Source organism: Burkholderia sp. AcTa6-5 (assembly GCF_017815075.1).
Classification (GTDB): domain Bacteria; phylum Pseudomonadota; class Gammaproteobacteria; order Burkholderiales; family Burkholderiaceae; genus Burkholderia; species Burkholderia sola.
This window is the reverse complement of sequence record NZ_JAGIQE010000018.1, coordinates 65,032-89,257: the sequence shown is the minus strand read 5'-3', so window position 1 is coordinate 89,257 and position 24,226 is coordinate 65,032. Positions and strand designations below refer to the sequence as shown.

The 24,226-nt window shown below is 67.5% G+C and carries 24 protein-coding genes and 1 pseudogene; 5 read left to right on the top strand and 20 right to left on the bottom strand.

Translation table 11 applies throughout. The features are described 5' to 3' along the window. Positions 1-15: 15 nt before the first annotated feature. Both J8I33_RS23230 and J8I33_RS34885 read left to right on the top strand, forming a co-directional pair. Entirely contained in the window at positions 16-1,236 is a 1,221-nt protein-coding gene (locus J8I33_RS23230) for a cupin domain-containing protein (protein ID WP_050012981.1), read from the top strand. 56 nt (positions 1,237-1,292) lie between these two features. Then, positions 1,293-1,539, top strand: a pseudogene (locus tag J8I33_RS34885) (hypothetical protein). 20 nt (positions 1,540-1,559) lie between these two features. Here the strand turns inward: J8I33_RS34885 and J8I33_RS23225 are convergent. The 11 genes from J8I33_RS23225 to J8I33_RS23175 form a co-directional block, all read right to left on the bottom strand. Next, on the bottom strand, positions 1,560-1,724 hold the full coding sequence (locus J8I33_RS23225; RefSeq protein ID WP_162838119.1) for a hypothetical protein: 165 nt from the start codon (positions 1,722-1,724) through the stop codon (positions 1,560-1,562). A gap of 121 nt (positions 1,725-1,845) precedes the next feature. Then, positions 1,846-2,622 carry an MBL fold metallo-hydrolase gene (locus tag J8I33_RS23220; RefSeq protein ID WP_209939135.1) on the bottom strand — a complete coding sequence of 259 codons (777 nt, stop codon included), beginning with the start codon at positions 2,620-2,622 and terminating at the stop codon, positions 1,846-1,848. 4 nt (positions 2,623-2,626) lie between these two features. Then, positions 2,627-3,772: an outer membrane protein assembly factor BamC gene (gene bamC / locus J8I33_RS23215; RefSeq protein WP_050012983.1), complete on the bottom strand. Its 1,146-nt coding sequence runs from the start codon at positions 3,770-3,772 to the stop codon at positions 2,627-2,629. 111 nt (positions 3,773-3,883) lie between these two features. Next, positions 3,884-4,789, bottom strand: a complete 906-nt coding sequence (dapA, locus tag J8I33_RS23210; RefSeq protein ID WP_050012984.1) for a 4-hydroxy-tetrahydrodipicolinate synthase — start codon at positions 4,787-4,789, stop codon at positions 3,884-3,886. 46 nt (positions 4,790-4,835) lie between these two features. Next, entirely contained in the window at positions 4,836-5,438 is a 603-nt protein-coding gene (locus tag J8I33_RS23205) for a class I SAM-dependent methyltransferase (protein WP_209927821.1), read from the bottom strand. 8 nt (positions 5,439-5,446) lie between these two features. Further along, a complete protein-coding gene (locus J8I33_RS23200; protein ID WP_050012986.1) occupies positions 5,447-6,649 on the bottom strand; it encodes a tryptophan--tRNA ligase in 1,203 nt (400 codons plus the stop codon). An 8-nt stretch (positions 6,650-6,657) separates the two neighbouring features. Beyond that, positions 6,658-7,320 (bottom strand): site-2 protease family protein, encoded by a 663-nt coding sequence (locus J8I33_RS23195; protein WP_011549479.1) that lies wholly within the window; start codon positions 7,318-7,320, stop codon positions 6,658-6,660. Positions 7,321-7,367: 47 nt separating this feature from the next. Continuing rightward, complete coding sequence (locus J8I33_RS23190; RefSeq protein ID WP_050012987.1) at positions 7,368-8,000, bottom strand: L-threonylcarbamoyladenylate synthase; 633 nt, start codon at positions 7,998-8,000, stop codon at positions 7,368-7,370. 72 nt (positions 8,001-8,072) lie between these two features. Next, entirely contained in the window at positions 8,073-8,903 is an 831-nt protein-coding gene (locus tag J8I33_RS23185; protein WP_209939134.1) for a 3',5'-nucleoside bisphosphate phosphatase, read from the bottom strand. 82 nt (positions 8,904-8,985) lie between these two features. Beyond that, positions 8,986-9,876: an alpha/beta fold hydrolase gene (locus J8I33_RS23180; RefSeq protein WP_124680001.1), complete on the bottom strand. Its 891-nt coding sequence runs from the start codon at positions 9,874-9,876 to the stop codon at positions 8,986-8,988. Between the two features lie 175 nt (positions 9,877-10,051). Next, positions 10,052-10,912, bottom strand: a complete 861-nt coding sequence (locus tag J8I33_RS23175) for a ferritin-like domain-containing protein (RefSeq protein ID WP_050012989.1) — start codon at positions 10,910-10,912, stop codon at positions 10,052-10,054. Positions 10,913-11,054: 142 nt separating this feature from the next. Here J8I33_RS23175 and J8I33_RS23170 point away from each other — a divergent pair, with 142 nt between their 5' ends. The 3 genes from J8I33_RS23170 (at position 11,055) to J8I33_RS23160 (ending at position 13,066) form a co-directional block, all read left to right on the top strand. Then, positions 11,055-11,579, top strand: a complete 525-nt coding sequence (locus J8I33_RS23170) for a gamma carbonic anhydrase family protein (RefSeq protein ID WP_089488588.1) — start codon at positions 11,055-11,057, stop codon at positions 11,577-11,579. 25 nt (positions 11,580-11,604) lie between these two features. Continuing rightward, on the top strand, positions 11,605-12,555 hold the full coding sequence (hslO, locus tag J8I33_RS23165; protein ID WP_050012991.1) for an Hsp33 family molecular chaperone HslO: 951 nt from the start codon (positions 11,605-11,607) through the stop codon (positions 12,553-12,555). Between the two features lie 148 nt (positions 12,556-12,703). After that, positions 12,704-13,066 (top strand): hypothetical protein, encoded by a 363-nt coding sequence (locus J8I33_RS23160; protein ID WP_089488589.1) that lies wholly within the window; start codon positions 12,704-12,706, stop codon positions 13,064-13,066. Positions 13,067-13,155: 89 nt separating this feature from the next. On the opposite strand, the gene ftsB is transcribed toward J8I33_RS23160, so the two are convergent. The 9 genes from ftsB to J8I33_RS23115 all read right to left on the bottom strand — a co-directional run bounded on the left by ftsB (position 13,156) and on the right by J8I33_RS23115 (position 24,197). After that, on the bottom strand, positions 13,156-13,581 hold the full coding sequence (ftsB, locus tag J8I33_RS23155; protein ID WP_011549473.1) for a cell division protein FtsB: 426 nt from the start codon (positions 13,579-13,581) through the stop codon (positions 13,156-13,158). 81 nt (positions 13,582-13,662) lie between these two features. Beyond that, positions 13,663-14,946, bottom strand: a complete 1,284-nt coding sequence (eno, locus tag J8I33_RS23150; protein ID WP_006478406.1) for a phosphopyruvate hydratase — start codon at positions 14,944-14,946, stop codon at positions 13,663-13,665. A gap of 106 nt (positions 14,947-15,052) precedes the next feature. Further along, the gene (kdsA, locus tag J8I33_RS23145; RefSeq protein WP_050012993.1) at positions 15,053-15,907 is read right to left on the bottom strand and encodes a 3-deoxy-8-phosphooctulonate synthase; all 855 of its coding nucleotides are present in this window, start codon (positions 15,905-15,907) and stop codon (positions 15,053-15,055) included. After that, positions 15,904-17,562: a CTP synthase gene (locus J8I33_RS23140; RefSeq protein WP_209927824.1), complete on the bottom strand. Its 1,659-nt coding sequence runs from the start codon at positions 17,560-17,562 to the stop codon at positions 15,904-15,906. Before J8I33_RS23140 ends, kdsA begins: the two co-directional genes overlap by 4 nt. 190 nt (positions 17,563-17,752) lie before the next feature. After that, positions 17,753-18,598 (bottom strand): alpha/beta hydrolase, encoded by an 846-nt coding sequence (locus J8I33_RS23135; RefSeq protein WP_050012995.1) that lies wholly within the window; start codon positions 18,596-18,598, stop codon positions 17,753-17,755. A gap of 194 nt (positions 18,599-18,792) precedes the next feature. Beyond that, complete coding sequence (locus J8I33_RS23130) at positions 18,793-21,279, bottom strand: DNA internalization-related competence protein ComEC/Rec2 (RefSeq protein ID WP_209927826.1); 2,487 nt, start codon at positions 21,277-21,279, stop codon at positions 18,793-18,795. Positions 21,280-21,334: 55 nt separating this feature from the next. Further along, entirely contained in the window at positions 21,335-22,123 is a 789-nt protein-coding gene (locus J8I33_RS23125; protein ID WP_089488592.1) for a TatD family hydrolase, read from the bottom strand. Positions 22,124-22,189: 66 nt separating this feature from the next. After that, positions 22,190-22,951, bottom strand: a complete 762-nt coding sequence (lolD, locus tag J8I33_RS23120) for a lipoprotein-releasing ABC transporter ATP-binding protein LolD (RefSeq protein ID WP_175806125.1) — start codon at positions 22,949-22,951, stop codon at positions 22,190-22,192. Continuing rightward, a complete protein-coding gene (locus tag J8I33_RS23115) occupies positions 22,944-24,197 on the bottom strand; it encodes a lipoprotein-releasing ABC transporter permease subunit (protein ID WP_006478398.1) in 1,254 nt (417 codons plus the stop codon). Before J8I33_RS23115 ends, lolD begins: the two co-directional genes overlap by 8 nt. Between the last annotated feature and the right edge of the window lie 29 nt (positions 24,198-24,226).

Genomic DNA, 24,226 nt, shown 5'->3' with positions numbered 1-24,226 from the left:
AAAACTCATTATACGATGCGCAACCGGTCTCAAGCCGAACCGCGGGATGCCGCTGCCGCCCCGCTCGGCGCGCCGCCTTCCGATCTTCCCACGCCGCTGCTCGGCGGCCTGACGCCGGCGCAATTCATGCGCGGCTACTGGCAAAAGAAGCCGCTGCTGATCCGCCAGGCGATCCCCGGCGTCGCGTCGCCGGTCACGCGCGATGCATTGTTCGAACTCGCCGCCGACTATGACGCCGAATCGCGATTGATCACCCATTTTCGTAACAAGTGGCAACTGTCGCACGGTCCGTTCGAGCCCGACTCGCTGCCTGCCGTCACGCGCAAATCCTGGACCTTGCTCGTGCAGGGGCTCGACCTGCACGTCGACGCGGCCCGTGCGCTGCTCGACCGCTTCCGCTTCATCCCCGACGCGCGGCTGGACGACCTGATGATCTCGTATGCGACGGACGGCGGCGGCGTCGGCCCGCACTTCGATTCGTACGACGTCTTCCTGCTGCAGGTCGAAGGCCGGCGCCGCTGGCGGGTCGGCGCGCAGAAGGACCTGTCGCTGCAGCCGGACGTGCCGCTGAAGATCCTCGAGAACTTCGAGCCGAGCGACGAATGGGTGCTGGAACCCGGCGATATGCTGTACCTGCCGCCGCACATCGCGCACGACGGCGTCGCCGAAGGCGAGTGCATGACCTGCTCGATCGGCTTTCGGGCCCCGTCCGCCGGCGAGCTGGGCGCCCAGTTCCTGTATTACCTCGCGGAGCGCGGCGGCCTGCGCGACGCGGGCGGCGACGACCTCTACCGCGATCCGAAGCAGCCGGCCGTCGACGCGCCCGCGCAGTTGCCGCCGGCGATGGTCGACCGTGTCGCCGAGATCGTCGACGCGATCCGCTGGCGCAAGCGCGACGTCGCCGAATTCCTCGGCTGCTACCTGAGCGAGCCCAAATCGAACGTCGTTTTCGACCCGCCCGAGCGTCCGCTGTCCGAGGCCGCGTTCGTTACGCAGGCATCACGCCGTGGCGTGCGTCTCGACAGAAGGGCCGCATTGATGTATAACGCGCGCTCGTACTTCATTAATGGCGAGGAAGGTCCGCTCGAGCAAGCCGAGGAATGGCTGCCCGAACTGGCCAATCAACGCCAGATGGAGGCGAAACGGTTTGTAACACTATCCCGGGGTCCCTCGATGACAGCCTTGTTGCACGAGTGGTATCGTGCGGGCTGGATACGGGTCGGAAGCCGGAATTAGTGTGAGTCGCCCCGTATGCCCATGCAGATCAAATTCTGTATGGGAAAGACAACGTATTGACCCCGCATTTGTCGACGGTCGATAGGAAAGTGCATATAATTTCCGCCCAAGCCGTAGGGAAGATTCACGCTCTAAGAAGTGCATCTCCACCAGCGGCCCAGGTCGGTGTTGGAGCACATTACCGGTATTGTTTCGCGCTGTTGCTTACCTTTAACCATAAAAGGACGTGATCATGAAGAAATCCCTCCTCGTAGCTTCCCTGTTGGCTGCTGTTGCACTGGCTGCTTGCAACAAGAGCGCTGATCAAGCTGCTTCGTCGGCTGCTAGCGACGCATCGGCTGCTGCTTCGTCGGCTGCTTCGGCAGTTGCTGGTGCTGCGAGCGACGCTTCGGCTGCTGCTTCGTCGGCTTCGGCTGCTGCGAGCGACGCTGCTGCTGCAGTGGCGTCGGCTGCTTCGGCAGCGACGGCTGCTCCGGCTTCGGGCGCAAGCCAGTAAGCCTTCAGCATCAGCTGAAAAAAACCGGCCCGAGGGCCGGTTTTTTTACGTCTGCCGCTTTCGAATCGAGCGCCCGGCAGCCGCTTCGGGCCGCCGCAGCGGCCCTGCCCCGCTCATCCGAGCATCAGCCAGCCGAAGCCCGCGTCCTGCGAGGCCACGACCACGTCCTCCCCGTCCGTCCCGAGTACGCCGCCAAACGCCTGGCGGGCCAGTTCCGGCAGGTTGTTCTGCTGGCTCAGATGGGCCGCGACCAGATGCTGGAGACGGCTGCGTTCGAGCGACGCGAGGATGTCGGCCGCCGCGTCGTTGCTCAGGTGGCCGTGGTTGCCGCCGATCCGCGCCTTCAGCGACTGCGGATAGCGGCTCGCGGCCAGCATCGCGGTATCGTGGTTGGATTCAAGCACCAGCGCGTCACAGCCGCTCAGGACGGCCGTGATGTGCGGCGTAGCCATCCCGACGTCCGTCAGCACGCCGAGCCGGCGGTTTCCGTCCATGAACACGAACTGGAGCGGTTCCCGCGCATCGTGCGGGACCGTATAGGGCATCACGGCCAGATCGCGTATCGCGGCCGTCTCGTCGCCCCACAGCACGTGGAGATCGACATCGGCCTCGTCCGCGCCCACCGCGCGCGCGGTGCCCCAGCTCATGTAGAGCGGCAGCGACGCGCGGCGCGCGAGCGTCAGCGCACTGCCGACGTGGTCGCTGTGTTCGTGGGTAATGAGGATCGCATCGAGATCGGCGATGCAGAGATTCAGTCGGCCGAGCCGGCGCTCGACCTCCTTGGCGGAAAAGCCGCAGTCGAGCAGCACGCGGGTGGTCGTCGTGCCGCTCGAGGCCTCGACGACCAGCGCGTTGCCTTCGCTGCCGCTTCCGAGGCTGGCGAATCGCACGCGCTCAGTTCAGTTGCGCGTGCAGCAGCGAAATGATCCGCTGCGCGTCCGACGAGTTGTCGACTTGGCCGTTCGCGCCGATCACCGCCACCTGCGTGCCGCTGGCGCCTGCCGCGCGCACGTTGATCAGGTATTCCTTGCCGGGCTTGGCTGCCGACGGGCCGCCGTAGAACAGCTTGCCGAACAGGCCGTCACGCTTGAGCTCTTCCATCGAATTCGCATAGCGTACGGTATAGACGCCCTTCTCGCGGTCGCGATTGTCGACCGTGAAGTTGGTCCGGTCGAGCGCCAGGCCCACGCGCAGCCACGCGCGATCGAACGACTCGGCCAGTTGCAGCGTCGCCGCGCCGCCGCTCGTGTCGCTGACCTGCGCCGGCGCCGTCGCCGGGCGCGCATCGGTCAGCAACTGCTTCGCCTGCGCGTCGGTCAGGCCGAACTTCTGCATCAGCTTCGACAGGAACACGGCTTCGAGCACCGGGTTGCGCGGACGCTCCTCCCAGCGCGACGACGTGCCGCCCTGCGGGCCGACCATCATTTCTTCCATCGCGCTATGCGTGATCGAGATGTCGGTGTTGCCGTCCGACGTCCGGTTCACAAGCGTGCGGAAGCGGTCGCGCGTGCCCGACGAGTACGCGAAATCGATGACCCGGCCGATCGTGCGGCGGAACCAGTCGTCCGGAATGTTCGCGCGGTTCTCGGCCCAGTCGGTGGCCATGATGCCCGTCGACGGCGCATCGGTCTTCAGCGAGAAGCCGTTCTCCTGCCAGAACTCCTTCAGGATCGGCCACAGCTGCTCGGGCGTGCGGCCGTCGACGACGAGCCAGCGGCGATCGCCGTCGCGCTCGATGTGCATGCCGAGCGGATCCTGCGCGCTCGGGATGCCGTCGGTCGCGTTGCCCGCTTGCGTCGTGGCCCGCGGCGGCAGCGTGCCGAGTCCTGCGTTGGTCGGTGGCGCGACGAACTGCTGCGTCGTCTGCACCGGCTTCAGGTCGCTCGGCACCGCGAGCGGCGGCGCCGAGCCGGTGTTCTTGTAGTTGACCCGGTCGGGGGCCAGGTAGTCGTTCAGCGTATCGCAGCCAGCGAGCGCGCCCAGCGCCAGCGCCACCACCGACAACTGGATGGCGCGAGAGGAAATGGCGAAACGTTTCATGAAATCCTTCGTCTTGCTAGAACGCTCGTCAGGAGCGGCGCCGGACGGAGCCGGCCGGTGCGGGTTGATCAGGGGTCGAGCCGGCGGCCGCAGGACGCGGCCGCGTCGGCATCAGGCGAGCACGCCGGCCTCGACGAGGGCCGAACGCACGGCATCGTGGCAGCGCTCGTCGAGCGCCGTGAGCGGCAGCCGGATGCCGCCCTGCATCTTGCCCATTGCCTGCAGCGCCCACTTCACCGGGATCGGGTTCGCTTCGATGAACAGATTCTTGTGCAGCGACAGCAGCTTCATGTGCAGTTCGCGCGCCGTTGCGACGTCGCCGGCCAACGCCGCGCGGCACAGCTCGCTCATCGCGCGCGGCGCGACGTTCGCGGTCACCGAGATGTTGCCGTGGCCGCCGAGCAGCATCAGCGCGATCGCGGTCGGATCGTCGCCGCTGTAGATCGCGAAATGCTTCGGCGCGGCCTTGATCAGGTGCGCGGCGCGATCGATGTTGCCGGTCGCTTCCTTCACGCCGATGATGCCCGGCACCTGCGCGAGGCGCAGCGTCGTCTCGTGCGCCATGTCCGCGACCGTGCGGCCCGGCACGTTGTACAGGATCACCGGCAGGTCGACCGCTTCGGCGATCGTCCGGAAGTGGCGGTACATGCCTTCCTGCGTCGGCTTGTTGTAGTACGGCACGACCTGCAGCGTCGCGTCCGCACCGACGGCCTTCGCGTGCTTCGTCAGCTCGATCGCCTCGGCGGTCGAATTGCCGCCGGCGCCCGCGATGATCGGGATGCGTTTCGCCGCATGCTCGACCGCCGTGCGGATCATCAGGATGTGCTCTTCGACGCTGAGCGTTGCCGACTCGCCGCTCGTACCGACGACGACCAGCGCATCGGTGCCTTCCGCGATGTGCCAGTCGACCAGTTTGCGAAACGCCGGCAGATCGAGACTGCCGTCTTCGAGCATCGGGGTGACGATCGCGGGGATGCTGCCGCGGATTTGAATGCCGTCTTGGGTGCCGTTAGCCATGAAACGCGATTGAGTATGTACCGGTAAACATTGAGATTGTAGCGGATTAGCCGGGCAGTTCGTAACGTGGAATTCCCGCCCCCGCCTTCGGGGTCGCGCCCTCGCGCACTGCGCTAAGACGCTGGACGAATGCCTCGCGCGGCGCGGCGATGAAACCGTCCTCGTACGCGACCACCCGCAGGCGGCCGTGCACGGCGTCCAGCAACTCGCCCGGGGCGAGCAGGAACGCGGGGTTGGACGGTTTTCCGACCGTTTCGTTTCCTTGCGCGAAGGTTTCGTAGATCAGCACGCCGCCCGGCGCCACCGCATCGAGCAGATGGGGCCAGAGCGGACGATGCAGGTAGTTCGTGATGATCACGGCCGCGTACTGCTCGCCGGCCGGCAGCGGCCACGGCGCGCCCTCGAGATCGGCCTCTCGGGCATCAACACCGGGAATCGCGCGCAATGCGGCCAGCGCGGCCGGATCGCGATCGAGCGCGACGACCGGATGCCCGCGCGACGCGAACCCGCGCGCATGGCGGCCGCCGCCCGCGGCGACGTCGAGCACCGCGCCGCCGGCCGGCACGAGCCGCGCCCATTGCGCGACCCAGCGCGACGGCTCGGCCTGGCCGACGTGGCCGCCCGCAGCGGCGATGACGGATTCGCTCATGCGCCGGATCAGTTGTACGACAGGCCCATCGCGTCGCGCACGTCGCGCATCGTTTCCGTCGCGTACTTGCGCGCCTTGTCGCAACCGTCCGCGACGATCGCACGCAGCAGCGACGGATCGTCCATGTACTTCTGCGCGCGCTCGAGCATCGGCTGCTGTTCGCGCAGGATGCCTTCGACGACCGGCTGCTTGCAGTCGAGGCAGCCGATACCCGCCGAACGGCAGCCCTTCTGCACCCACTCGTGCGTCGCTTCGTCCGTGTAGACCTGGTGAAGCTGCCACACCGGGCACTTGTCGGGATCGCCCGGATCGGTGCGGCGCACGCGGGCGGGATCGGTCGGCATCGTGCGGACCTTCTTCGTGATCGTGTCGGCGTCTTCACGCAGGCCGATCGTGTTGCCGTACGACTTGGACATCTTCTGCCCGTCGAGGCCCGGCATCCGCGACGCTTCGGTCAGCAGCGCCTGCGGCTCGACCAGGATGATCTTGCGCGCGCCTTCGAGATAGCCGAACAGGCGCTCGCGGTCGCTCATCGACAGGCTTTGCGATTCCTGCAGCATCGCGCGCGCCTGTTCGAGCGCCTCGTCGTCGCCTTCCTGCTGATACGCGTTGCGCAGCTCGTGATAGAGCTTCGCACGCTTGCCGCCGAGCTTCTTCGCGGCGTCGAGCGCCTTCTCCTCGAAACCGGGCTCGCGGCCGTACAGGTAGTTGAAGCGGCGCGCGATCTCGCGCGTCATCTCGACGTGCGGCACCTGGTCCTCGCCGACCGGCACGAGCGAGCCGCGATACAACAGGATGTCGGCCGCCATCAGCACCGGGTAGCCGAGGAAGCCGTAGGTGGACAGATCCTTGTCCTTCAGCTTCTCCATCTGCTCCTTGTAGGTCGGCACGCGTTCGAGCCAGCCGAGCGGCGTGCTCATGCCGAGCAGCAGCGCGAGTTCCGCATGCTCGGGCACCTTGCTCTGGATGAACAGTGTCGCCTGCGCGGGATCGATGCCGGACGCGAGCCAGTCGATCAGCACGTCCCACACGTTCTTCTCGATGACCTCGGGCGTCTCGTAGTGCGTCGTCAGCGCATGCCAGTCGACGACGCAGAAGAAGCACGGGTACTCGGACTGCAGCTTCACCCAGTTTTTCAGCACGCCGTGGTAATGACCGAGGTGCAGCGACCCGGTGGGTCGCATGCCGGAGAAAATACGTTCTGGGAACATGATTGTCGTTAGAAAAGCGAGGCGAAGGGGGACAGGATGGCGCTCAGGACGGCGTAGCCGACATTGACGAGCGGACGCAGCCAGAAGTTCGTCAGCACGCCCGTCGTGACGAGCACGAGGACGATGATGAAACCGTACGGCTCGATGCGCGACAGCGCGATCGATTGCCTGGTCGGCAGCAGCGCCGCCAGGATGCGGCCGCCGTCGAGCGGCGGCAGCGGAAACAGGTTCAGCACGCCGAGCACGAGGTTCGCGCTGACGCCGGCGAACGCCATCCGCGTGAAGAACGGCTCGTCGACGCCGACGGCCGGCAGCACGAGCGTCAGCAGGCCCCAGACAAGCGCCTGCACGAAGTTGCAGGCCGGGCCCGCGAGCGCGACCCACAGGCTGCCCCAGCGCGGATTGCGCAGGTTGCCGAACGATACCGGCACCGGCTTCGCATAGCCGAACAGGAACGCGCCGCCGGTCAGGAAGTACATCGCGAGCGGAATGGCAATCGTGCCGAGCGGGTCGATGTGGCGCATCGGATTGAACGACACGCGCCCCATCGCGTACGCGGTGTTGTCGCCGAGCAGGCGTGCAGCGTAGCCATGCGCGGCCTCGTGCAGCGTGATCGCGAAGATCACGGGCAACGCGTAGACGGCGATGGTCTGTATCAGGGAAGCATCCATATCGCGTTATTGTAACAAGCGCACTCGCGCAAAAATGAACGGCGCGCTCATGCGGCCGAGAGGCCGAACGGTTCGAGCGCGCCGCGCCCCGCGCGGATGAGTTCGGGCGCGTCGCCGGTCAGGTCGATCACCGTCGACGGTTCGCGCGGGCACGCGCCGCCGTCGATCACGAGGTCGACCTGTTTCTCGAGGCGCGTGCGGATTTCCTCCGGATCGTTCAGCGGTTCGTCGTCCGGCGGCAGGATCAGCGTCGTGCCGAGCAGCGGCTGGCCGAGCGACTCCAGCAGCGCGAGCGTGATCGCATGATCGGGCACGCGCAGCCCGATCGTCTTGCGCGACGGGTGCGACAGCCGGCGCGGCACTTCCTTCGTCGCCTGCAGGATGAACACGTACGGGCCCGGCGTCACCGACTTGATCTGCCGGTACTGGCGGTTGTCGACCATCGCGAAGTTGGCGAGCTCCGACAGGTCGCGCACGAGCAGCGACAGGTGCTGCTTCTCGTCGAGGCCGCGAATCCGGCGCACGCGCTCGACCGCATCCTTGTCGTCGAGATGGCACGCGAGCGCATAGCTCGAATCGGTCGGCATCGCGATCACGCCGCCCTTGTTGACGATCTCCACCGCCTGCTTGATCAGGCGCGGCTGCGGATTATCCGGATGAATCCTGAAGAACTGGGACATGGGGACACGTAAAGAGGGAGAAGTCGGATGCACGTATCGGCGGCAACGCGGGCGGCCCGAAGCCGCCCGGCGTCAGAGCCAGCGCTCCCAGATCGGTGTCAGGTCGGGCGGCAACGGCGGCAGGCTGCCGAGCTCGATGCGGCCCTCGCCCGGCGCATGGAAATCCGAGCCGCGCGACACTTCGAAGCCGAAGCGGCGTGCAACGTCCGCGTATTCGCGGTACTGGTCGGGCGTGTGGCTGCCCGTGATGACCTCGATCGCGCGGCCGCCGAGATCGATGAACTCGCCGAAGAACGCGTCGAATTCGACCGGCGTATAGCGATAGCGGCCCGGATGCGCGACCACCGCTTCGCCGCCCGCCGCGCGGATCCAGCCGACCGCGTCGGACAGCGACGCCCAGCGATGCGGGACGAAGCCGGGCTTGCCGTCGCCGAGCAGGCGATCGAACACGTCCGACGTCGATTCGGCGTGGCCGTTTTCGACGAGAAAGCGCGCGAAGTGCGTGCGCGAGATCAGGTCCGGGTTCGACACGTATTTCAGCGCGCCTTCGTACGCGCCGGGAATGCCGAGCGTCGCGAGTTGCTCGGCGATCGCCAGCGCGCGCGCCGCGCGGCCGTGGCGCGTGCGGTACAGGCCGTCGACCAGCGCCGGATGGGCGGGATCGATGTGCAGACCGACGATGTGCACGGTGCGCGATGCCCACGTGACCGAAATCTCGACGCCGCTCAGGTAGCGCATGCCGAGCGCTTCCGCCTCGCTGCGCGCCGCCGCCTGGCCGCCGATCTCGTCGTGATCGGTCAGCGCCCACAGGGTCACGCCGCCCGCATGCGCGCGGCGCGCGACGTCGGCAGGCGACAGCAACCCGTCGGAAACATTGGAATGGCAGTGGAGATCGGCGTTCATTATCGGCATCGCAGGTAAGGCCTCATTCTACTGCAACGCCGCAATTGCGCCGCCCGGCCGCCGTGCCGCCCGCGCCACGCGCCTATGCGCAGAACGCCTCGATCAGCGCCGCGATCTGCTCGGGCTGGTCGTGGTGCACCATGTGCCCGGCATCCTCGATGAGCTTCTCGCGCCAGTCCGGGAATGCGTTGAAACGCGCCTTGAATTCGGGCAGCGGGATGTCGCCGGCGATGTAAGCGAGCGTCGGCGAATTGACGGCCTCGACGTGCAGCACCTTCGCGCGCACCTGTTTCCAGGTCGCCATCACTTCGTCGAGCCGGTACAGCAGCGGGCCGGGCATCTTGTGCGCCGCGTCGGCCAGCAGGTGGTAGAGGCCGTCGTCGCCGCGTTTCGACCAGTGCGCGGCGAGAAACGCGGCGCGGCGCGGGTCGAGCCGCGGATTGGTCTTGATCAGGCGCGCCGCCACGTCGTCGAGGGATGCGTACGGCCGCAGCGCGGGCGGCTGGCGCAACTCGTCGAGCCAGCCGCGCAGCCGGCGCGGCGCCTGTTCGGCGCGGGCCGGCGCGAGCCCGAACCCTTCGAGATCGACCACCCGCCGCACGCGCTCCGGCCGCGCGCCGGCATACAGGCACACGACGTTCGCGCCCATGCTGTGTCCGACCAGATTCACCTCGCCGGTCGGCGCATAGCGGTCGACGAGCGCATCGAGATCAGCCAGGTATTCGTGGAACCAATAGTGGCCGCCGCCCTGCCGCGCGACCGGCCAGTCGGACAGCCCGAAGCCGCGCGCATCGGGCGCGATCACCTGCCAGTCGCCCGCGAGCGCATCGACGACGAACTGGAACGACGCCGCGACGTCCATCCAGCCGTGCAGCATGAACAGCGTCGGCGCATCGGGCCGGCCCCAGCGTCGCACATGCAGCTGGACGCCGCGCACCGTGACGAAATCGGAAACAGAACTCGAGGCAGTCATTGCAGCCGCTCAAAAAAAGAATGGTCGTTCGATTATAGCGGCGCCCCGGCTCCGGCGGCCCGCGATCGAGGTACCGCTCTAGCGGCGAGGTCGTTCCGGCGCCGGCCGGCAGATGGCATCGATCCGGTGCGCGAGCCGGCCGGCGGCCGTCCGGACGCGGCCGAACGCGATCCGGCTAATGCGCGGGGCGTCCGTCCGCCGCGTCCTGCGCGGCCAGTTCGTCGAGTTCGGCCTGGTCGAAGCCGGCATCGCGCCGCGCATCGAAATTGAACGGGCCGCGCAGTCGCGGTGCGTGGTACTGCTCGGCGAGCTGCCGATAGGTCGGCACCGGATCGCGCCCGGCCGCGTCGCACAGATGACGGAACCAGCGGTTGCCGATCGCGACATGGCCGATTTCGTCGCGCAGGATCACGTCGAGGATCGCGGCCGACGCATCGTCGCCCGCCTGCACGAGCCGCGCGCGGATCGGCGGCGACGCGTCGAGCCCGCGGGCCTCGAGCGTCCGCGGCACGAGCGCCATGCGCGCGAGCACGTCGTCCCGGGTCCGCTCGCACATCTCCCACAGCCCGTTGTGCGCGGGAAAGTCGCCGTACGCATGCCCGAATCCGTCGGCGAGCCGGTCGGACAGCAGCGTGAAGTGATAGGCCTCCTCGGCCGCGACCTTCAGCCAGTCCGCGTAGAACGCGTCCGGCAGGCCCGCGAAGCGCCAGACCGCGTCAAGCGCCAGGTTGATCGCATTGAATTCGATATGGGCAAGCGCGTGCAACAGCACGGCACGCCCTTCCGGCGACCGCATGCTGCGCCGCTGCAGTTCGCGCGGCTCGACGAGCGGCGGCCGTGCCGGGCGCCCGGGCAGACCGGCCGGTTCGCGCAGTTCAAGCGCCGGCGCGATCGCGGCCTGCCCGGCCCGCAGCGCATCGTGCAGCACGCGCACCTGCGCGGCCTTGGCCGCCGGCTCGGCAATACGCAGCGCGTCGAGCGCCACGCTGCGCACACAGGCGGGCGCCGGGCCGAAAGAAGAAGACACGATGCTCATAAACGGGGACACCTTGCGTACGCATGCGGGAGCACAGGCACGCGACGGTTTACAATATGCGTTTGTTCCGCGGCGCCACGCGCCGGGCAAACCGGACGCGCCATTCTACCGGCGCCCATCATCGAAGAGACAAGGAGACCCCGTGACGATCTACAAGCTGGGCGATACGGCCCCGACGATCCACGAAAGCGTATTCGTCGCCGATACGGCAGCCATCATCGGCAAGGTCGTCCTCGAGGAAAACGCGAGCGTGTGGTTCGGCGCGACGATTCGCGGCGACAACGAGACGATTACGGTCGGCGCCGGCAGCAACGTCCAGGAAGGCGCGGTCCTGCATACCGACCCGGGCTTTCCGCTGACGATCGCCGACAACGTGACGATCGGGCACCAGGCGATGCTGCACGGCTGCACGATCGGCGAGGGTTCGCTGATCGGAATTCAGGCGGTGGTCTTGAATGGAGCGATCATCGGCCGCAACTGTCTGGTCGGTGCCGGCGCGGTCGTGACGGAAGGCAAGACGTTCCCGGACAACTCGCTGATTCTCGGCGCACCGGCGAAAGTCGTGCGCGAGCTGTCGGCCGAAGACGTCGCGCGGCTGCGCGCGAACGCGAAGACGTATGTCGAGCGACGCGCGCATTTCAAGGAGCAACTCGTGCGGATCGGGTGATCCGCACGGATTTCAAGGAAGAAGAGTGAGCGACCAGTTACAGAAATTCATGTTCAATGCGGCGCCCGTGCGCGGCGAGATCGTTTCGCTGCGCAACACGTGGCAGGAAGTACTCGCCCGCCGCGACTACCCCGCCCCCGTGCGCACGGTGCTCGGCGAGATGATGGCCGCGTGCGCGCTGCTGTCCGCGAACCTGAAATTTCACGGCACCCTGATCATGCAGATCTTCGGCGACGGGCCGGTCCAGATGCTGGTCGTCCAGTGCGGGTCCGACCTGTCGATGCGGGCCACCGCGAAGTTCGCCGGCGACGCCGCGCAGACGATCGGCGACGACACGCGCTTCGCGTCGCTCGTCAACGCGAGCGGCCACGGCCGCTGCGTGATCACGCTCGACCCGGCCGACAAGCTGCCGGGCCAGCAGCCGTACCAGGGCATCGTGCCGCTGAACGGCGTCGACGGCCCGCTCGAATCGGTGTCGCAGGTGCTCGAGCACTACATGCATCATTCGGAGCAGCTCGACACCCGGTTGTGGCTCGCGGCCGATCGCGACCGCGCGGTCGGGATGCTGCTGCAGAAGCTGCCGGGCGACGGCGGCATCGTGCCGCGCAACGCCGAAACCGATATCGACACGTGGGAGCGCGTGTGCACGCTCGGCGCCACGCTGTCCGCGAAGGAGCTGCTCGAGGTCGAACCGGAAGTGGTGTTCCGCCGGCTGTTCTGGCAGGAAAACGTGCAGCACTTCGAACCGGCCGGCACGCGCTTCCAGTGCTCGTGCTCGCGCGAGAAGGTCGGTGCGATGCTGCGCATGCTCGGTCGCGAGGAAGTCGACAGCGTGATCGTCGAGCGTGGCCATGTCGAGATCCACTGCGAGTTCTGCAACCAGCGCTACGAATTCGATCCGGTCGACGTCGCGCAACTGTTCGCGGCGCCCGGTGTCGAAACCGGCATCGCACCCGCGACCGACCAGCGTCACTGAGTCGCGCGTGAGCCGCATGCCCGTGCCCACCAGCGGCACGGCGCGGGCGCATAATGACGCACGAGCGCCGCACGCGCGGTTCGAGCGCCGGAGGCACGGCCTTCGGCGCCAGCCGCTTTCCACGGTCGGCGCGCCGCAGGAGAAACACATGAATCGCCGCCCCTTTTGCACCGTCCGCACCGTCGTCCTGACGAGTATGGCCGCCGGCACGCTCGCGCTTGCCGGCTGCGCGATGCCGCCGCCGACTGCCACGATCCTGAGCCGCCTGCCGGAACCGGGTGCGTCAGGCGGCCAGCCGCCCGTGCTGTCGAGCGCCGAACGCAAGCGCTACGACGAGATCGACCGGCAGGTGTTGCGCGAGCAGAACAGCGCGATGGCGGCCGAAGCGGCCGCGCGCGCGTGGGCCTATTACTCGCCGCCGCCGGTGACGGTCTACGGCGGCTACTACGGCGGATGGGGCAATCGCTGGGGCACGGGCGTCGGTTACGGCTACCCCGGCTGGTGGTGGTGAACGGGCGTCGCCCGATCGATTGACGACCGGCAGGAAATAAAAAAGCGCGGCATTTCCCGCGCTTTTTCAATGGATTCGACGTACCGCGCTCAGTGATGCGCCGGCTTGCCCTTGTCGCCGCCGTGATGCCGCGACGGCTTCGCGATCGACTGCGGATTCGGCACGACCCGCACCGGCGCCGCGGACACGGCGCCGCGCGTCGACGTATTCGACGGCGTGGTGTTCACCGGTCCTGCAGGTGCATTCGGCGACACGAACTGCACGAATACTTCGCCATCCTTCACCATGCCCATCTCGTAGCGCGCACGCTCCTCGATCGCCGCGGTGCCGCTCTGCAGATCCTGCACTTCGCCGGCGGTGCGCTCGTTGCGCAGCTTCTCGTCCGCGTTCTTCTGCAGTTGGTCGTCGAGTTGCTGACGCAATTCGTGCACCCGCAGCCAGCCGCCGTGTCCCCACCATAGGGGGTACTGAATGAGCGCCAGCAAGGCAATCAGGACGACAGTGACAAGCCGCATGTAAGAGACGCAGATATAAGAAGCGCCGCTCCGCGCACAGGCACAGAGCGGCGTCGAGATGACGAACCCGATAGTAGCGCGTTAGCGCAGGTTATAGAAAGCCGATTTGCCCGGGTAGCTCGCGATGTCGCCGAGATCTTCCTCGATACGCAGCAGCTGGTTGTACTTCGAGATGCGATCGCTGCGCGACAGCGAACCCGTCTTGATCTGACCGGCGTTCAGGCCGACCGCGATGTCCGCGATCGTCGAATCTTCCGTTTCGCCCGAGCGGTGCGAGATCACGGCCGTGTAACCCGCGCGCTTCGCCATTTCGATCGCCGCGAACGTTTCGGTCAGCGTACCAATCTGGTTGATCTTGATGAGGATCGAGTTCGCGATGCCCTTCTCGATGCCTTCCTTCAGGATGCGCGTGTTCGTGACGAACAGGTCGTCGCCGACCAGTTGCACCTTCTTGCCGAGGCGATCGGTCAGCAGCTTCCAGCCGTCCCAGTCGCTTTCGTGCATGCCGTCCTCGATCGACACGATCGGGAACTTGTCGGCGAGCGTCGCGAGGTAGTCGGTGAATTCGGCCGACGACAGTTGCAGGCCTTCGCCCGCGAGCTGGTACTTGCCGTCGTGGTAGAACTCGGATGCCGCGCAGTCGAGCGCGAGCAGCACGTCTTCGCCCGCACGGTAGCCGGCCTTCTCGATCGCCTGCAGGATCGTCGACAGGCACTCGTCGTTGCTGCCGAAGTTCGGTGCGAAGCCGCCTTCGTCGCCGACCGCCGTGCTCATGCCGCGGTCGCTCAGGATTTTCTTCAGCGCGTGGAACACTTCCGCGCCGCAACGCAGCGCTTCACGGAACGTCGGCTGGCTGACCGGGACGATCATGAATTCCTGGATGTCCAGGCTGTTGTTCGCGTGCGCGCCGCCGTTGACGATGTTCATCATCGGCACCGGCAGTTGCATCGCACCCGAGCCGCCGAAATAGCGGTACAGCGGCAGGCCGGCCTCTTCGGCGGCCGCCTTCGCGACGGCCATCGACACGGCCAGCATCGCGTTCGCGCCGAGGCGCGACTTGTTGTCGGTGCCGTCCAGCTCGAGCAGCGTCTTGTCGAGGAACGCCTGTTCCGACGCGTCGAGGCCCATGATGGCTTCGGAGATTTCGGTGTTGATGTGCTCGACCGCCTTCAGCACGCCCTTGCCGTTGTAGCGGCCGGCTTCGCCGTCGCGCAGTTCGATCGCTTCACGCGAGCCGGTGGACGCGCCCGACGGCACCGCCGCGCGGCCCATCGTGCCCGATTCGAGCAGCACGTCGCATTCGACGGTGGGGTTGCCGCGCGAATCCAGAATCTCGCGGCCGATGATATCTACGATTGCACTCATGGGTTTCCTCTGAGAATGACGATGGATTCTTCAAACTGCAACGGCGTGCGCGCCGGAACCGCTTTCGCTACAGACGCGCGAAGCCGTCGCAAGGTTCATTCGATCTTTAATTGAAATCGTTTTCCAGGAACGGATTGCGCTTCACCGCCTGGTCGAGCGTGACGAGGGTCTCCAGCAACGCGCCCATGCGGTTCAGCGGCACCGCGTTCGGGCCGTCCGACTTCGCCTCGGCCGGATTCGGATGCGTTTCCATGAAGAGGCCCGCGACGCCCGTCGCGACCGCCGCACGGGCGAGCACCGGCACGAATTCGCGCTGGCCGCCCGAGCTCGTGCCCTGCCCACCCGGCAACTGCACCGAGTGGGTCGCATCGAACACGACCGGCGCGTTCGTCTCGCGCATGATCGCGAGCGAACGCATGTCCGACACGAGATTGTTGTAGCCGAACGAGACGCCGCGCTCGCACGCCATGAAGCGGTCTTCCGACAGACCGGCTTCACGCGCCGCGTCGCGCGCCTTGTCGATCACGTTCGTCATGTCGTGCGGCGCGAGGAACTGGCCCTTCTTGATGTTGACGGGCTTGCCCGAGCGCGCGCACGCATGGATGAAATCGGTCTGACGGCACAGGAACGCCGGCGTCTGCAGCACGTCGACGACCGACGCGACCTGCTCGATCTCGTCGATCGAATGCACGTCGGTCAGCACCGGCAGGCCGAGCTGGCGCTTCACCTCGCCGAGGATCCGCAGCCCCTCGTCCATTCCGAGGCCGCGAAACGACTTGCCCGAACTGCGGTTCGCCTTGTCGTAGGACGACTTGTAGATGAACGGGACGTTCAGCTTCTCGCAGATCTCCTTCAGGCGACCGGCCGTGTCGATCGTCATTTGCTCCGATTCGACGACGCAGGTACCCGCGATCAGGAAGAAAGGCTGGTCGAGACCGACCTCGAAATCGCACAGCTTCATGCTTGCACTCCGCGCGCTTGCTTGTTCGCAAGCGCGGCTTCGACGAACGACTTGAACAGCGGATGACCGTCACGCGGCGTGGACGTGAATTCCGGGTGGAACTGGACGCCGACGAACCACGGGTGCATCGAACGCGGCAGTTCCATCATTTCCGGCAGATCCTCGCTCGGGGTACGGGCGCTGATGATAAGGCCGCCGGCTTCGAGCTGGGGCACGAAGCGGTTATTGACTTCATAACGGTGGCGATGGCGCTCGTTCACGTCCTTGCCGTAGATTTCTTCCGCCATCGTGCCCGGCTTGATCGGGCAGCGCTGCGAACCCAGGCGCATCGTGCCGCCGAGGTCGGATTCCTCGGTGCGCGTCTCGACCTTGCCTTCGCGGTCGTACCATTCGGTGATCAGCGCGACCACGCGCTCCGGCGTGTCCGGATCGAATTCCGTGCTGTTCGCCTGCTTCAGGCCGACGACGTCGCGCGCGAATTCGATCACCGCGAGCTGCATGCCGAGGCAGATGCCGAGATACGGCACCTTCGACTCGCGCGCGTAGCGAACCGCGGCGATCTTGCCTTCCGTGCCGCGACGGCCGAAACCGCCCGGCACCAGCACGGCGTCGAGATGCTTCAGGCTGTCGACGCCATTCGTCTCGAGCTCTTCCGAGTCGATGTACTCGATGTTGACCTTGGTCGACGTATGGATCGACGCATGACGCAGCGCCTCGATCAGCGACTTGTACGACTCGGTCAGGTCGACGTACTTGCCGACCATGCCGATCGTCACTTCGTGCTGCGGGTTCTCGAGCTTCTCGACGAGCGCCGACCACATGCTCAGGTCGGCATCCTTCGGCGACAGCTTCAGCTCTTCGCAGATGATCCGGTCGAGGCCCTGGTCGTGCAGCATCTGCGGAATCTTGTAGATGCTGTCGGCGTCCCACACCGAGATCACCGCGTCTTCCGGCACGTTCGAGAACATCGAGATCTTCTTCGATTCGTCGTCGGGAATGCGGCGATCCGCGCGGCACAGCAGCACGTGCGGCAGGATGCCGATCTCGCGCAGCTTCTGCACGCTGTGCTGGGTCGGCTTCGTCTTCAGCTCGCCGGCCGTCGCGACGTACGGCACGAGCGTCAGGTGCACGAAGCACGCGCTGTTGCGACCGAGGCGCAGGCTCATCTGGCGTGCGGCCTCGAGGAACGGCAGCGACTCGATGTCGCCGACCGTGCCGCCGATCTCGACGATCGCGACGTCCGGCTCGCCGCAGGTGGCCGATGCCGCCCCGCGCTCGATGAACGCCTGGATTTCGTTCGTGATGTGCGGAATGACCTGCACGGTCTTGCCGAGATAGTCGCCGCGGCGTTCCTTGCGGATCACCGATTCGTAGATCTGGCCGGTCGTGAAGTTGTTGGCCTTGCGCATCTTCGTGCTGATGAAGCGCTCATAGTGGCCGAGGTCGAGGTCGGTCTCCGCTCCGTCTTCCGTCACGAACACTTCGCCGTGCTGGAACGGGCTCATCGTGCCGGGGTCGACGTTGATGTAGGGATCGAGTTTGAGGAGGGTGACTTTCAGACCGCGCGATTCGAGGATCGCGGCGAGAGAGGCGGCGGCAATACCCTTGCCGAGGGAAGAAACTACGCCGCCGGTGACGAAAACATATTTGGTCATCGCTGGATGCTCGCGGGAAAAACGGATTATACCGTAAAGCCCGCCCTTCTCTCAGCAATTGGCGTGATGATCGCGCCCTTTCGTGCCGGCCCGCGCGGACCCGCGCCGATCGCGCGCGCCGGCGCGAACCGGCCGGCCGGTCGGCGCGCCGCGCATGCGCCGGCGGGCATTCCGGCCGCCCGGCGAAACGTCAGGCACGCTTCGCGAGCGGCGCGCCGGCCTGCGAAACGCCGCCCTCCTCCGTCTTCAGCGAATTCAGCATCCGCTGCAATGCGCGAGCAGTCTCGATCGGCCGTTCCATCGGGAACAGGTGGCTCCCCTCGAGCCATTCGATGCGCCCGCGCGTCGCGCGGCGCGTCGCATCGAGCCCGACCTGCCGCACCTCGCGCGAGCGCGTGCCGGCGAGGAAGCCGAGCGGCACCGGCGCGCCGTGCGCGAGCCGCGGGCCGAGCGTGTGCGGCAGCGTCCGGTAGATCAGGTATTCGACCTGCCGGTCGAACGCCAGCGCGCGCTCGCCGTCGGCGCCGGCCTGCGGGATGCCGTGGTCGATATAGTCGGCGAGCATCCGCTCGTCCCAGCGCGCGAACGCGGGCTTCTCGCGGAAGTGCCGCCACACTTCGTCGCGGCTCATCCAGCGCGTGCGCCGGTTGCGCGTCGCCGCGGCCGGCGACAGCCGCTCGTCGAGCCCCGCCCACTGGCTCGCGCGCAGCGCGCCGGCGCGCCAGCCCGCGATGATCGGAGAATCGATCATCACGACGCCGCGCACCCACTGCGGCTTCTTCAACGCGGCCATCAGCGACAGGTAGCCGCCGAGCGAATGGCCGACGAGCCAGACCGGGCGCTCGTAGCGGCTGCCGATATCGTCGAGCAGTTGTTCGACGAGATGCGGCCAGTCGCGCGTCACCGGGTAGCGGCGATCGTGGCCGATCCGTTCGATGTAGCGCAGCTCGTAGTCGTCGGCCAGTTCGGCGAAGATCGTCCGGTACGTCGACGCCGGAAAGCCATTCGCATGCGAGAAGTGGAGGATGTCCTTCAAACGACGATGTCTCCTTTGTCGACGAGAGTTAGCGCTTTAGCGCTTACTCTCGTCCCATGCTTCGCGGTCGGCGGGAGTTAACGCTTCAGCGCTTACGCCAGCCCCATCCTTCATATTTATGTATGTCGGAACCGTGCTTCGGCACGGTACGCCGGCCCCGGATTTTCCGTCCGATACACCAGCCTTCGCCGCGCTCACCGGTCCATCCAGTACCGGCGCTGTTCGTCGCGATAGCGCGCAAATGCGAACCCGCCGGCCGGCGCGACGTCGAACCGCACGGCACCGTCGCGATCGGTGCGCGGCAGCGGAATCCCGCGCGCCTCGTAGCGGGCGAGGACCGTCCGGTGCGGATGCCCGAAGCGATTGCGATAGCCTACAGGAAAAGCCGCGACGCGCGGCCCGACCGAATCGAGGAAAGGCTCGATCGACGACGTACGGCTGCCGTGGTGCGGAACGACCAGGATCTGCGCGGCCAGCGCGTCGCGCGCATCGGCCACCAGCCGGCGCTCGGCGGCGGCCTCGATGTCGCCCGTCAGCAGTGCCGACGTGCCGCCCGCATCGATGCGCAGCACGCACGATTGTCCGTTCGACGAACCCGTGCCCACCCCGCCGGGTGGCCACAGCATCGTGAAGACGACACCGTCCCAGGTCCACCGCTGCCCCGCCGCGCATGGCAGCCGATCAGCCACGCCGGCCGCCTGCGCATCGCGCCACAGCCGGTGGCGCGGCGCAATACCGGCCAGCAGCTGGCGCACGTCGGCGGCCGCATAGACGGCCGGCGCGCCGCCCGCATGATCGGCATCCGCATGACTGAGCACGAGCGAGTCGATCGTCGCGATGCCGCGCGCGCGCAACGCCGGCGCGACGATCCGCGTACCGGCGTGGGACGACTCCGCGCCCGGCCCCGCATCGAACAGCAACGTCCGGCGCGCGGTTTCGACCAGCACCGCCGCGCCTTGCCCGACGTCGAGCACGGTCAGCCGAAAGCCGCCCGGCGGCGGCGCATCGGGCGCCGGCGCGACGAGCGGCAGCCACGTCAGCGGCGCCGCCCAGCGCAACGGCCAGCCGCGCGGCATCAGCGCCCACGCGACACCCACGCAGGCGAGTGCCAGCACCGGCCAGTCGGGCATGCGCAGCCAGAACACGCCGGCCGGCCAGTCCGCCAGATGACCGAGCAGCGTCATCATCGGCGCGAGCGCCGCATGCGCAAGCCGAAAGGCCGCCGCATCGAGCGGCGACGGCAACGCGATGCCGGCCAGCACGACCGGCGTCACCACCGAGCTGACCCACGGAATCGCGAACGCATTGCCGAACGGACCCGACAGGGAGACCTGCGCGAACCAGGCGGCGGTGAGCGGCGCGAGACCGATCGTCACCGCGTACTGCACGCGCGTCGCCTCGGCGATGCGGCGCCGGCAGCGCGTCGCCCACCCGCGCAACCTCCTCCGCAAGCCGGCCGTGCGGCTTTCCGCGCCCGCTTCATCCACATCGTCGAGCTCGCGCACCGCGCGCCAGCCGGCGACGGCCAGCAGGATCACGGCGACCGCGCCGAACGACAGCCAGAATCCGGCCGACAGTACGGCCCACGGATCGGCGAGCAGCACGCCGCCGAGCGCCGCGCACAGCACCGCGGACGTCGGCACGCTGCGGCCGGCCAGATACGCGACGCCGCCGCCCGCGATCATCCACCACGCGCGCTGTGCCGGCACGTTGAAGCCGGCGAGCGCGGCGTAGCCCGCGGCAGCAATCAGCGCGGCAAGCGCGGCCGCGTACGGCGCCGGCAACACGAGCGTCGCGGCCCGCGTGCGCCAGCGCACGCGGCGCCACACCATCGACACGAGCCAGCCGGCGATCGCGCCGACCAGCCCGACATGGAGACCGGAAATCGCGACCAGGTGGCTCGTGCCCGTGGTGCGCAGGACGCGCCAGTCGTCGTCGCCAATGCCCGACTGGTCGCCGATCGCCAGCGCCGCGACGATGCCGCGGTGCGCCGCATCGGCACCGAGCACCGCGCCGATGCGTGCGCGCAGCGTGTCGCGCACCCGGTCGATCGATGCGCGCCATCCCGATGCGCGCGCATCGAGCAATACCGCCCGACGCGGCGCACTGACATAGCCGATCGCACGAATGCCGGCGGCCAGCCACGCCGCCTCGCTGTCGCGCACGCCGGGATTGGCCTCGGCGTGCGGACGCTTGAGACGCACGACGAAACGCCAGCGCTGGGCCGCACGCAAATCGGGCAGCGCTTCGCGTGTCGCGGATGCGCCATACGCGCGCCACGACAGCCGGATCAATGGCGGGAAACGGGTGAGCCCCGCATCGTTCGACTCGACCGCCAACAGCAGCCGCGCGCCTGTTTCGTCAACAACGGGCAACCCACGGATCACGCCCGTGACGACGATGTCGCGCCCTTCCCATTCGACAGGCAGGCTGTCGCGCAGCCGCCATTCGGCGCGCGCGGCCGCATAGCCGAACCCCGCGACGCAGGTCGCGACCGCGCACAGCATCCATCCACATACCAGGACCGCGCGCGTGCGCCGTCGACGCGCGCACCATGCGCCCAGCGCCGCGCAGCCCGCGAGCACGGCTGCTCCGATCGTCCATGCGATCGCCCCGGGCAACGCCGCCTGCCGCTGCAGCACGACGACGCCGAGTGCGAACGCGATCCACCCCACGCGCATTCCGCCTCCTCGTCGACCCGGCGCCCCCTGCCAATGCGGCGCCTTCCGGCAACGATTATGCGGACGAAAGGGCGAGTCGCGGCAGCGCGGCGAGCGCGTTAGCCGAAGTGCATACGGCCAGTTCGCCAGTATCCAGCCCGCGCAATTCGGCGAGCACGCCGCCGATGCGCGGCACCTGGTCGGGCGTGTTGCGGGATTTGTATGCCCATTCGGGCGCGATGTCGGGCGCGTCGGTTTCGACGACGAGCGCGTCGAGCGGCAACTCGGTGGCGAGCCGGCGGATCTGTCGCGCGCGCGTGAAGGTCACGTTGCCGCCGAAGCCGAGATGCAGCCCCTGCGCCAGATACGCTTCGGCCTGCTGAAAACTGCCGTTGAACGCATGCGCGATGCCGCGCCGCACGCCGAAACGGCGCAGCCCGGCCAGCACGCGGTCCTGCGACTTGCGCACGTGGCACAGCACCGGCAGGTCGAATTCCCGCGCCAACTGAAGCTGGCCCTGGTAGAAGAACTGCTGCCGGTCTTCGTCGAGCCCCGGCACGAAATAGTCGAGCCCGATCTCGCCGATCGCGACGAAACGCGGATCGTCGAGGCTCGCCTCGATCTCCATGCGCAGCCGGTCGAGATCGGCGTCGCGCGCCTGCGGCGTATACATCGGATGGATGCCGAGCGCATAGGCCGCGCCCGGCGTGCGCTGCGCGAGTTCGCGCACCGTCGTGAAGTTGTCGCGCCCGATGCTCGGGATCACGATGCGCGACACGCCGGCCGCGCGCGCAACCTGCGCGACCGCGTCGCGGTCGGCGTCGAACTCGGCGGCATCGAGATGGCAGTGCGTGTCGATCCACATGTCAGCGGTCCTGCGCCGTTGCGCCGTGCCGCGACGAACCGGCGGCCGGCCAACGGCGTGGCTTTTTTACACCGGCAGCGCCGGCTCCTCGTGCAGCACCCCGTCGCGCAACCGCATGATGCGGTCGCAGCGCGCGGCGAGATCGGGGTCGTGCGTAACAATCACGAAACTCGTTTCGAGCGTCTCGGACAGTTCGAGCATCAGGTTGAACACCGTGTCGGCCGTCGTGCCGTCGAGGTTGCCGGTCGGCTCGTCGGCGAGCACGCACGCGGGCTTCGTGACCAGCGCGCGCGCGATCGCGACGCGCTGCCGTTCGCCGCCCGACAATTCGCCCGGCCGGTGCTTCGCACGCGGGCCGAGACCCACGCGTTCGAGCATCGCCTGTGCCTGCGCGCGCGCGTCCTCGGTCGTCATCCGGCGGATGCGCAGCGGCATCGCGACGTTGTCGAGCGCCGTAAACTCGGGCAGCAGGTGGTGGAACTGGTAGACGAAGCCGAGCGCGCGGTTGCGCAGCTCGTTGCGCTCGCGCTCGGCGAGTTGCGTAAACGGCTTGCCGAGCAGCGACACTTCGCCGGCGCTCGGTTCGTCGAGCCCGCCCAGCACGTGCAGCAGCGTGCTCTTGCCGGAGCCCGACGCGCCGACGACCGCGAGCTTCTCGCCGCGCCGCACCGTCAGCTCGGTGTTGTTGAGCACCTGCACGTTGAAGCCGCCCTGCACGAACGCCTTCGTGATCCCGCGCGCCTGAAGCACGTATTCCTGCATACCTGCCGAATCCTGTCTGTTGTGTTGTTGTCGTGAATCCGCGAATGCGGCCGCGCGGTCATTCATAGCGGAGCGCCTCCGCCGGCTTCACCTTCGCGCCGCGCCAGCTTGGATAGAGCGTCGCGACGGCCGACAGCGCGAATGCGATCAGCCCGATCCGGATCACGTCGCTCGCGACCAGTTCGGACGGCAGCTCGCTGATGAAGTACACCGACGGCGGCAGGAACTGCACGCCGAACAGGTGCTCGATCATCGGGATCAGCCACGGGATGCTCCACGCGATCAGGCAGCCGAGCGCGACGCCGGACGCGGTGCCGACGAAGCCGATCGTCACGCCCTGCACGACGAAGATCTTCATGATCGACCCCGGCTGCGCGCCGAGCGTGCGCAGGATCGCGATGTCGGCCTGCTTGTTGGTCACCGTCATCACGAGCGACGACACGAGGTTGAACGCGGCCACCGCGATGATCAGCGTGAGGATGATGAACATCATCCGCTTCTCGATCTGCACGGCCGAGAACCACGTCTTGTTCTGCTGGGTCCAGTCGCGGATGTACAGGCTGCCCGACAGCGTATGCGACAGCTCGACCGCGACCTGCGGCGCCTTCTGCATGTCGGTGAGCCGCAGCCGCACGCCGGTCGGCGCGTTCATCCGGAACAGCGCCTCGGCGTCGCGGATGTTGATCATCGCGAGCGTGCTGTCGTATTCGTAGTGGCCCGATTCGAACACGCCGACCACGGTGAACTGCTTCAGGCGCGGCATCATGCCGGCCGGCGTGATCGAGCCTTCGGGCGCGACGAGCGTGACCTTGTCGCCGACCGTCACGCCGAGATTGCCGGCGAGCGCGTCGCCGAGCACGATGCCGAACTGGCCCGGCACCAGCGCGCCGAGCTGCCCGGCCTTCATGTCCTTGCCGATGTCGGACACCTGCGGCTCGAGCGACGGCTCGACGCCGCGCAGCATCACGCCGCTCACCGCGTCCTGGCGCGTGAGCAGCGCCTGCGCGTCGACGTACGGCGCGGCGCCGATCACTGACGGATTGCGGCGCGCTTCCTGCGCGGTCAGTTGCCAGTCGGGCATCGAACCCGTCGGCGAGAACACCTCGACGTGCGCGAGCACCGACAGCATGCGGTCGCGCACTTCCTTCTGGAAGCCGTTCATCACCGACAGCACGACGATCAGCGCCGCGACGCCGAGCGCGATCCCGAGCATCGACACGAGCGCGATGAAGGAAATGAAGCCGTTGCCGGTCGTGCGTTTGCCGGCGCGCGTGTAGCGCCAGCCGATCTGCCATTCGTACGGAAGTTTCAAGCGAATCCTTTCTGCTGGTTACGGCGGGA

Excerpts from the sequence above, each read along its gene's own strand:
- J8I33_RS23125 (WP_089488592.1), bottom strand. The coding sequence starts at position 22,123 with ATGTGGATCGACACGCACTGCCATCTCGATGCCGCCGAGTTCGACGCC.
- J8I33_RS23205 (WP_209927821.1), bottom strand. The coding sequence starts at position 5,438 with ATGAGCGAATCCGTCATCGCCGCTGCGGGCGGCCACGTCGGCCAGGCC.
- J8I33_RS23180 (WP_124680001.1), bottom strand. The coding sequence starts at position 9,876 with ATGACTGCCTCGAGTTCTGTTTCCGATTTCGTCACGGTGCGCGGCGTC.
- J8I33_RS23140 (WP_209927824.1), bottom strand. The coding sequence starts at position 17,562 with ATGACCAAATATGTTTTCGTCACCGGCGGCGTAGTTTCTTCCCTCGGC.
- J8I33_RS23200 (WP_050012986.1), bottom strand. The coding sequence starts at position 6,649 with ATGTTCCCAGAACGTATTTTCTCCGGCATGCGACCCACCGGGTCGCTG.
- J8I33_RS23160 (WP_089488589.1), top strand. The coding sequence starts at position 12,704 with ATGAATCGCCGCCCCTTTTGCACCGTCCGCACCGTCGTCCTGACGAGT.
- J8I33_RS23175 (WP_050012989.1), bottom strand. The coding sequence starts at position 10,912 with ATGAGCATCGTGTCTTCTTCTTTCGGCCCGGCGCCCGCCTGTGTGCGC.
- J8I33_RS23130 (WP_209927826.1), bottom strand. The coding sequence starts at position 21,279 with ATGCGCGTGGGGTGGATCGCGTTCGCACTCGGCGTCGTCGTGCTGCAG.
- kdsA (WP_050012993.1), bottom strand. The coding sequence starts at position 15,907 with ATGAAGCTGTGCGATTTCGAGGTCGGTCTCGACCAGCCTTTCTTCCTG.
- bamC (WP_050012983.1), bottom strand. The coding sequence starts at position 3,772 with ATGAAACGTTTCGCCATTTCCTCTCGCGCCATCCAGTTGTCGGTGGTG.
- J8I33_RS23190 (WP_050012987.1), bottom strand. The coding sequence starts at position 8,000 with ATGTCCCAGTTCTTCAGGATTCATCCGGATAATCCGCAGCCGCGCCTG.
- J8I33_RS23230 (WP_050012981.1), top strand. The coding sequence starts at position 16 with ATGCGCAACCGGTCTCAAGCCGAACCGCGGGATGCCGCTGCCGCCCCG.
- dapA (WP_050012984.1), bottom strand. The coding sequence starts at position 4,789 with ATGGCTAACGGCACCCAAGACGGCATTCAAATCCGCGGCAGCATCCCC.
- J8I33_RS23185 (WP_209939134.1), bottom strand. The coding sequence starts at position 8,903 with ATGAACGCCGATCTCCACTGCCATTCCAATGTTTCCGACGGGTTGCTG.
- eno (WP_006478406.1), bottom strand. The coding sequence starts at position 14,946 with ATGAGTGCAATCGTAGATATCATCGGCCGCGAGATTCTGGATTCGCGC.
- lolD (WP_175806125.1), bottom strand. The coding sequence starts at position 22,951 with ATGAATGACCGCGCGGCCGCATTCGCGGATTCACGACAACAACACAAC.
- ftsB (WP_011549473.1), bottom strand. The coding sequence starts at position 13,581 with ATGCGGCTTGTCACTGTCGTCCTGATTGCCTTGCTGGCGCTCATTCAG.
- J8I33_RS23195 (WP_011549479.1), bottom strand. The coding sequence starts at position 7,320 with ATGGATGCTTCCCTGATACAGACCATCGCCGTCTACGCGTTGCCCGTG.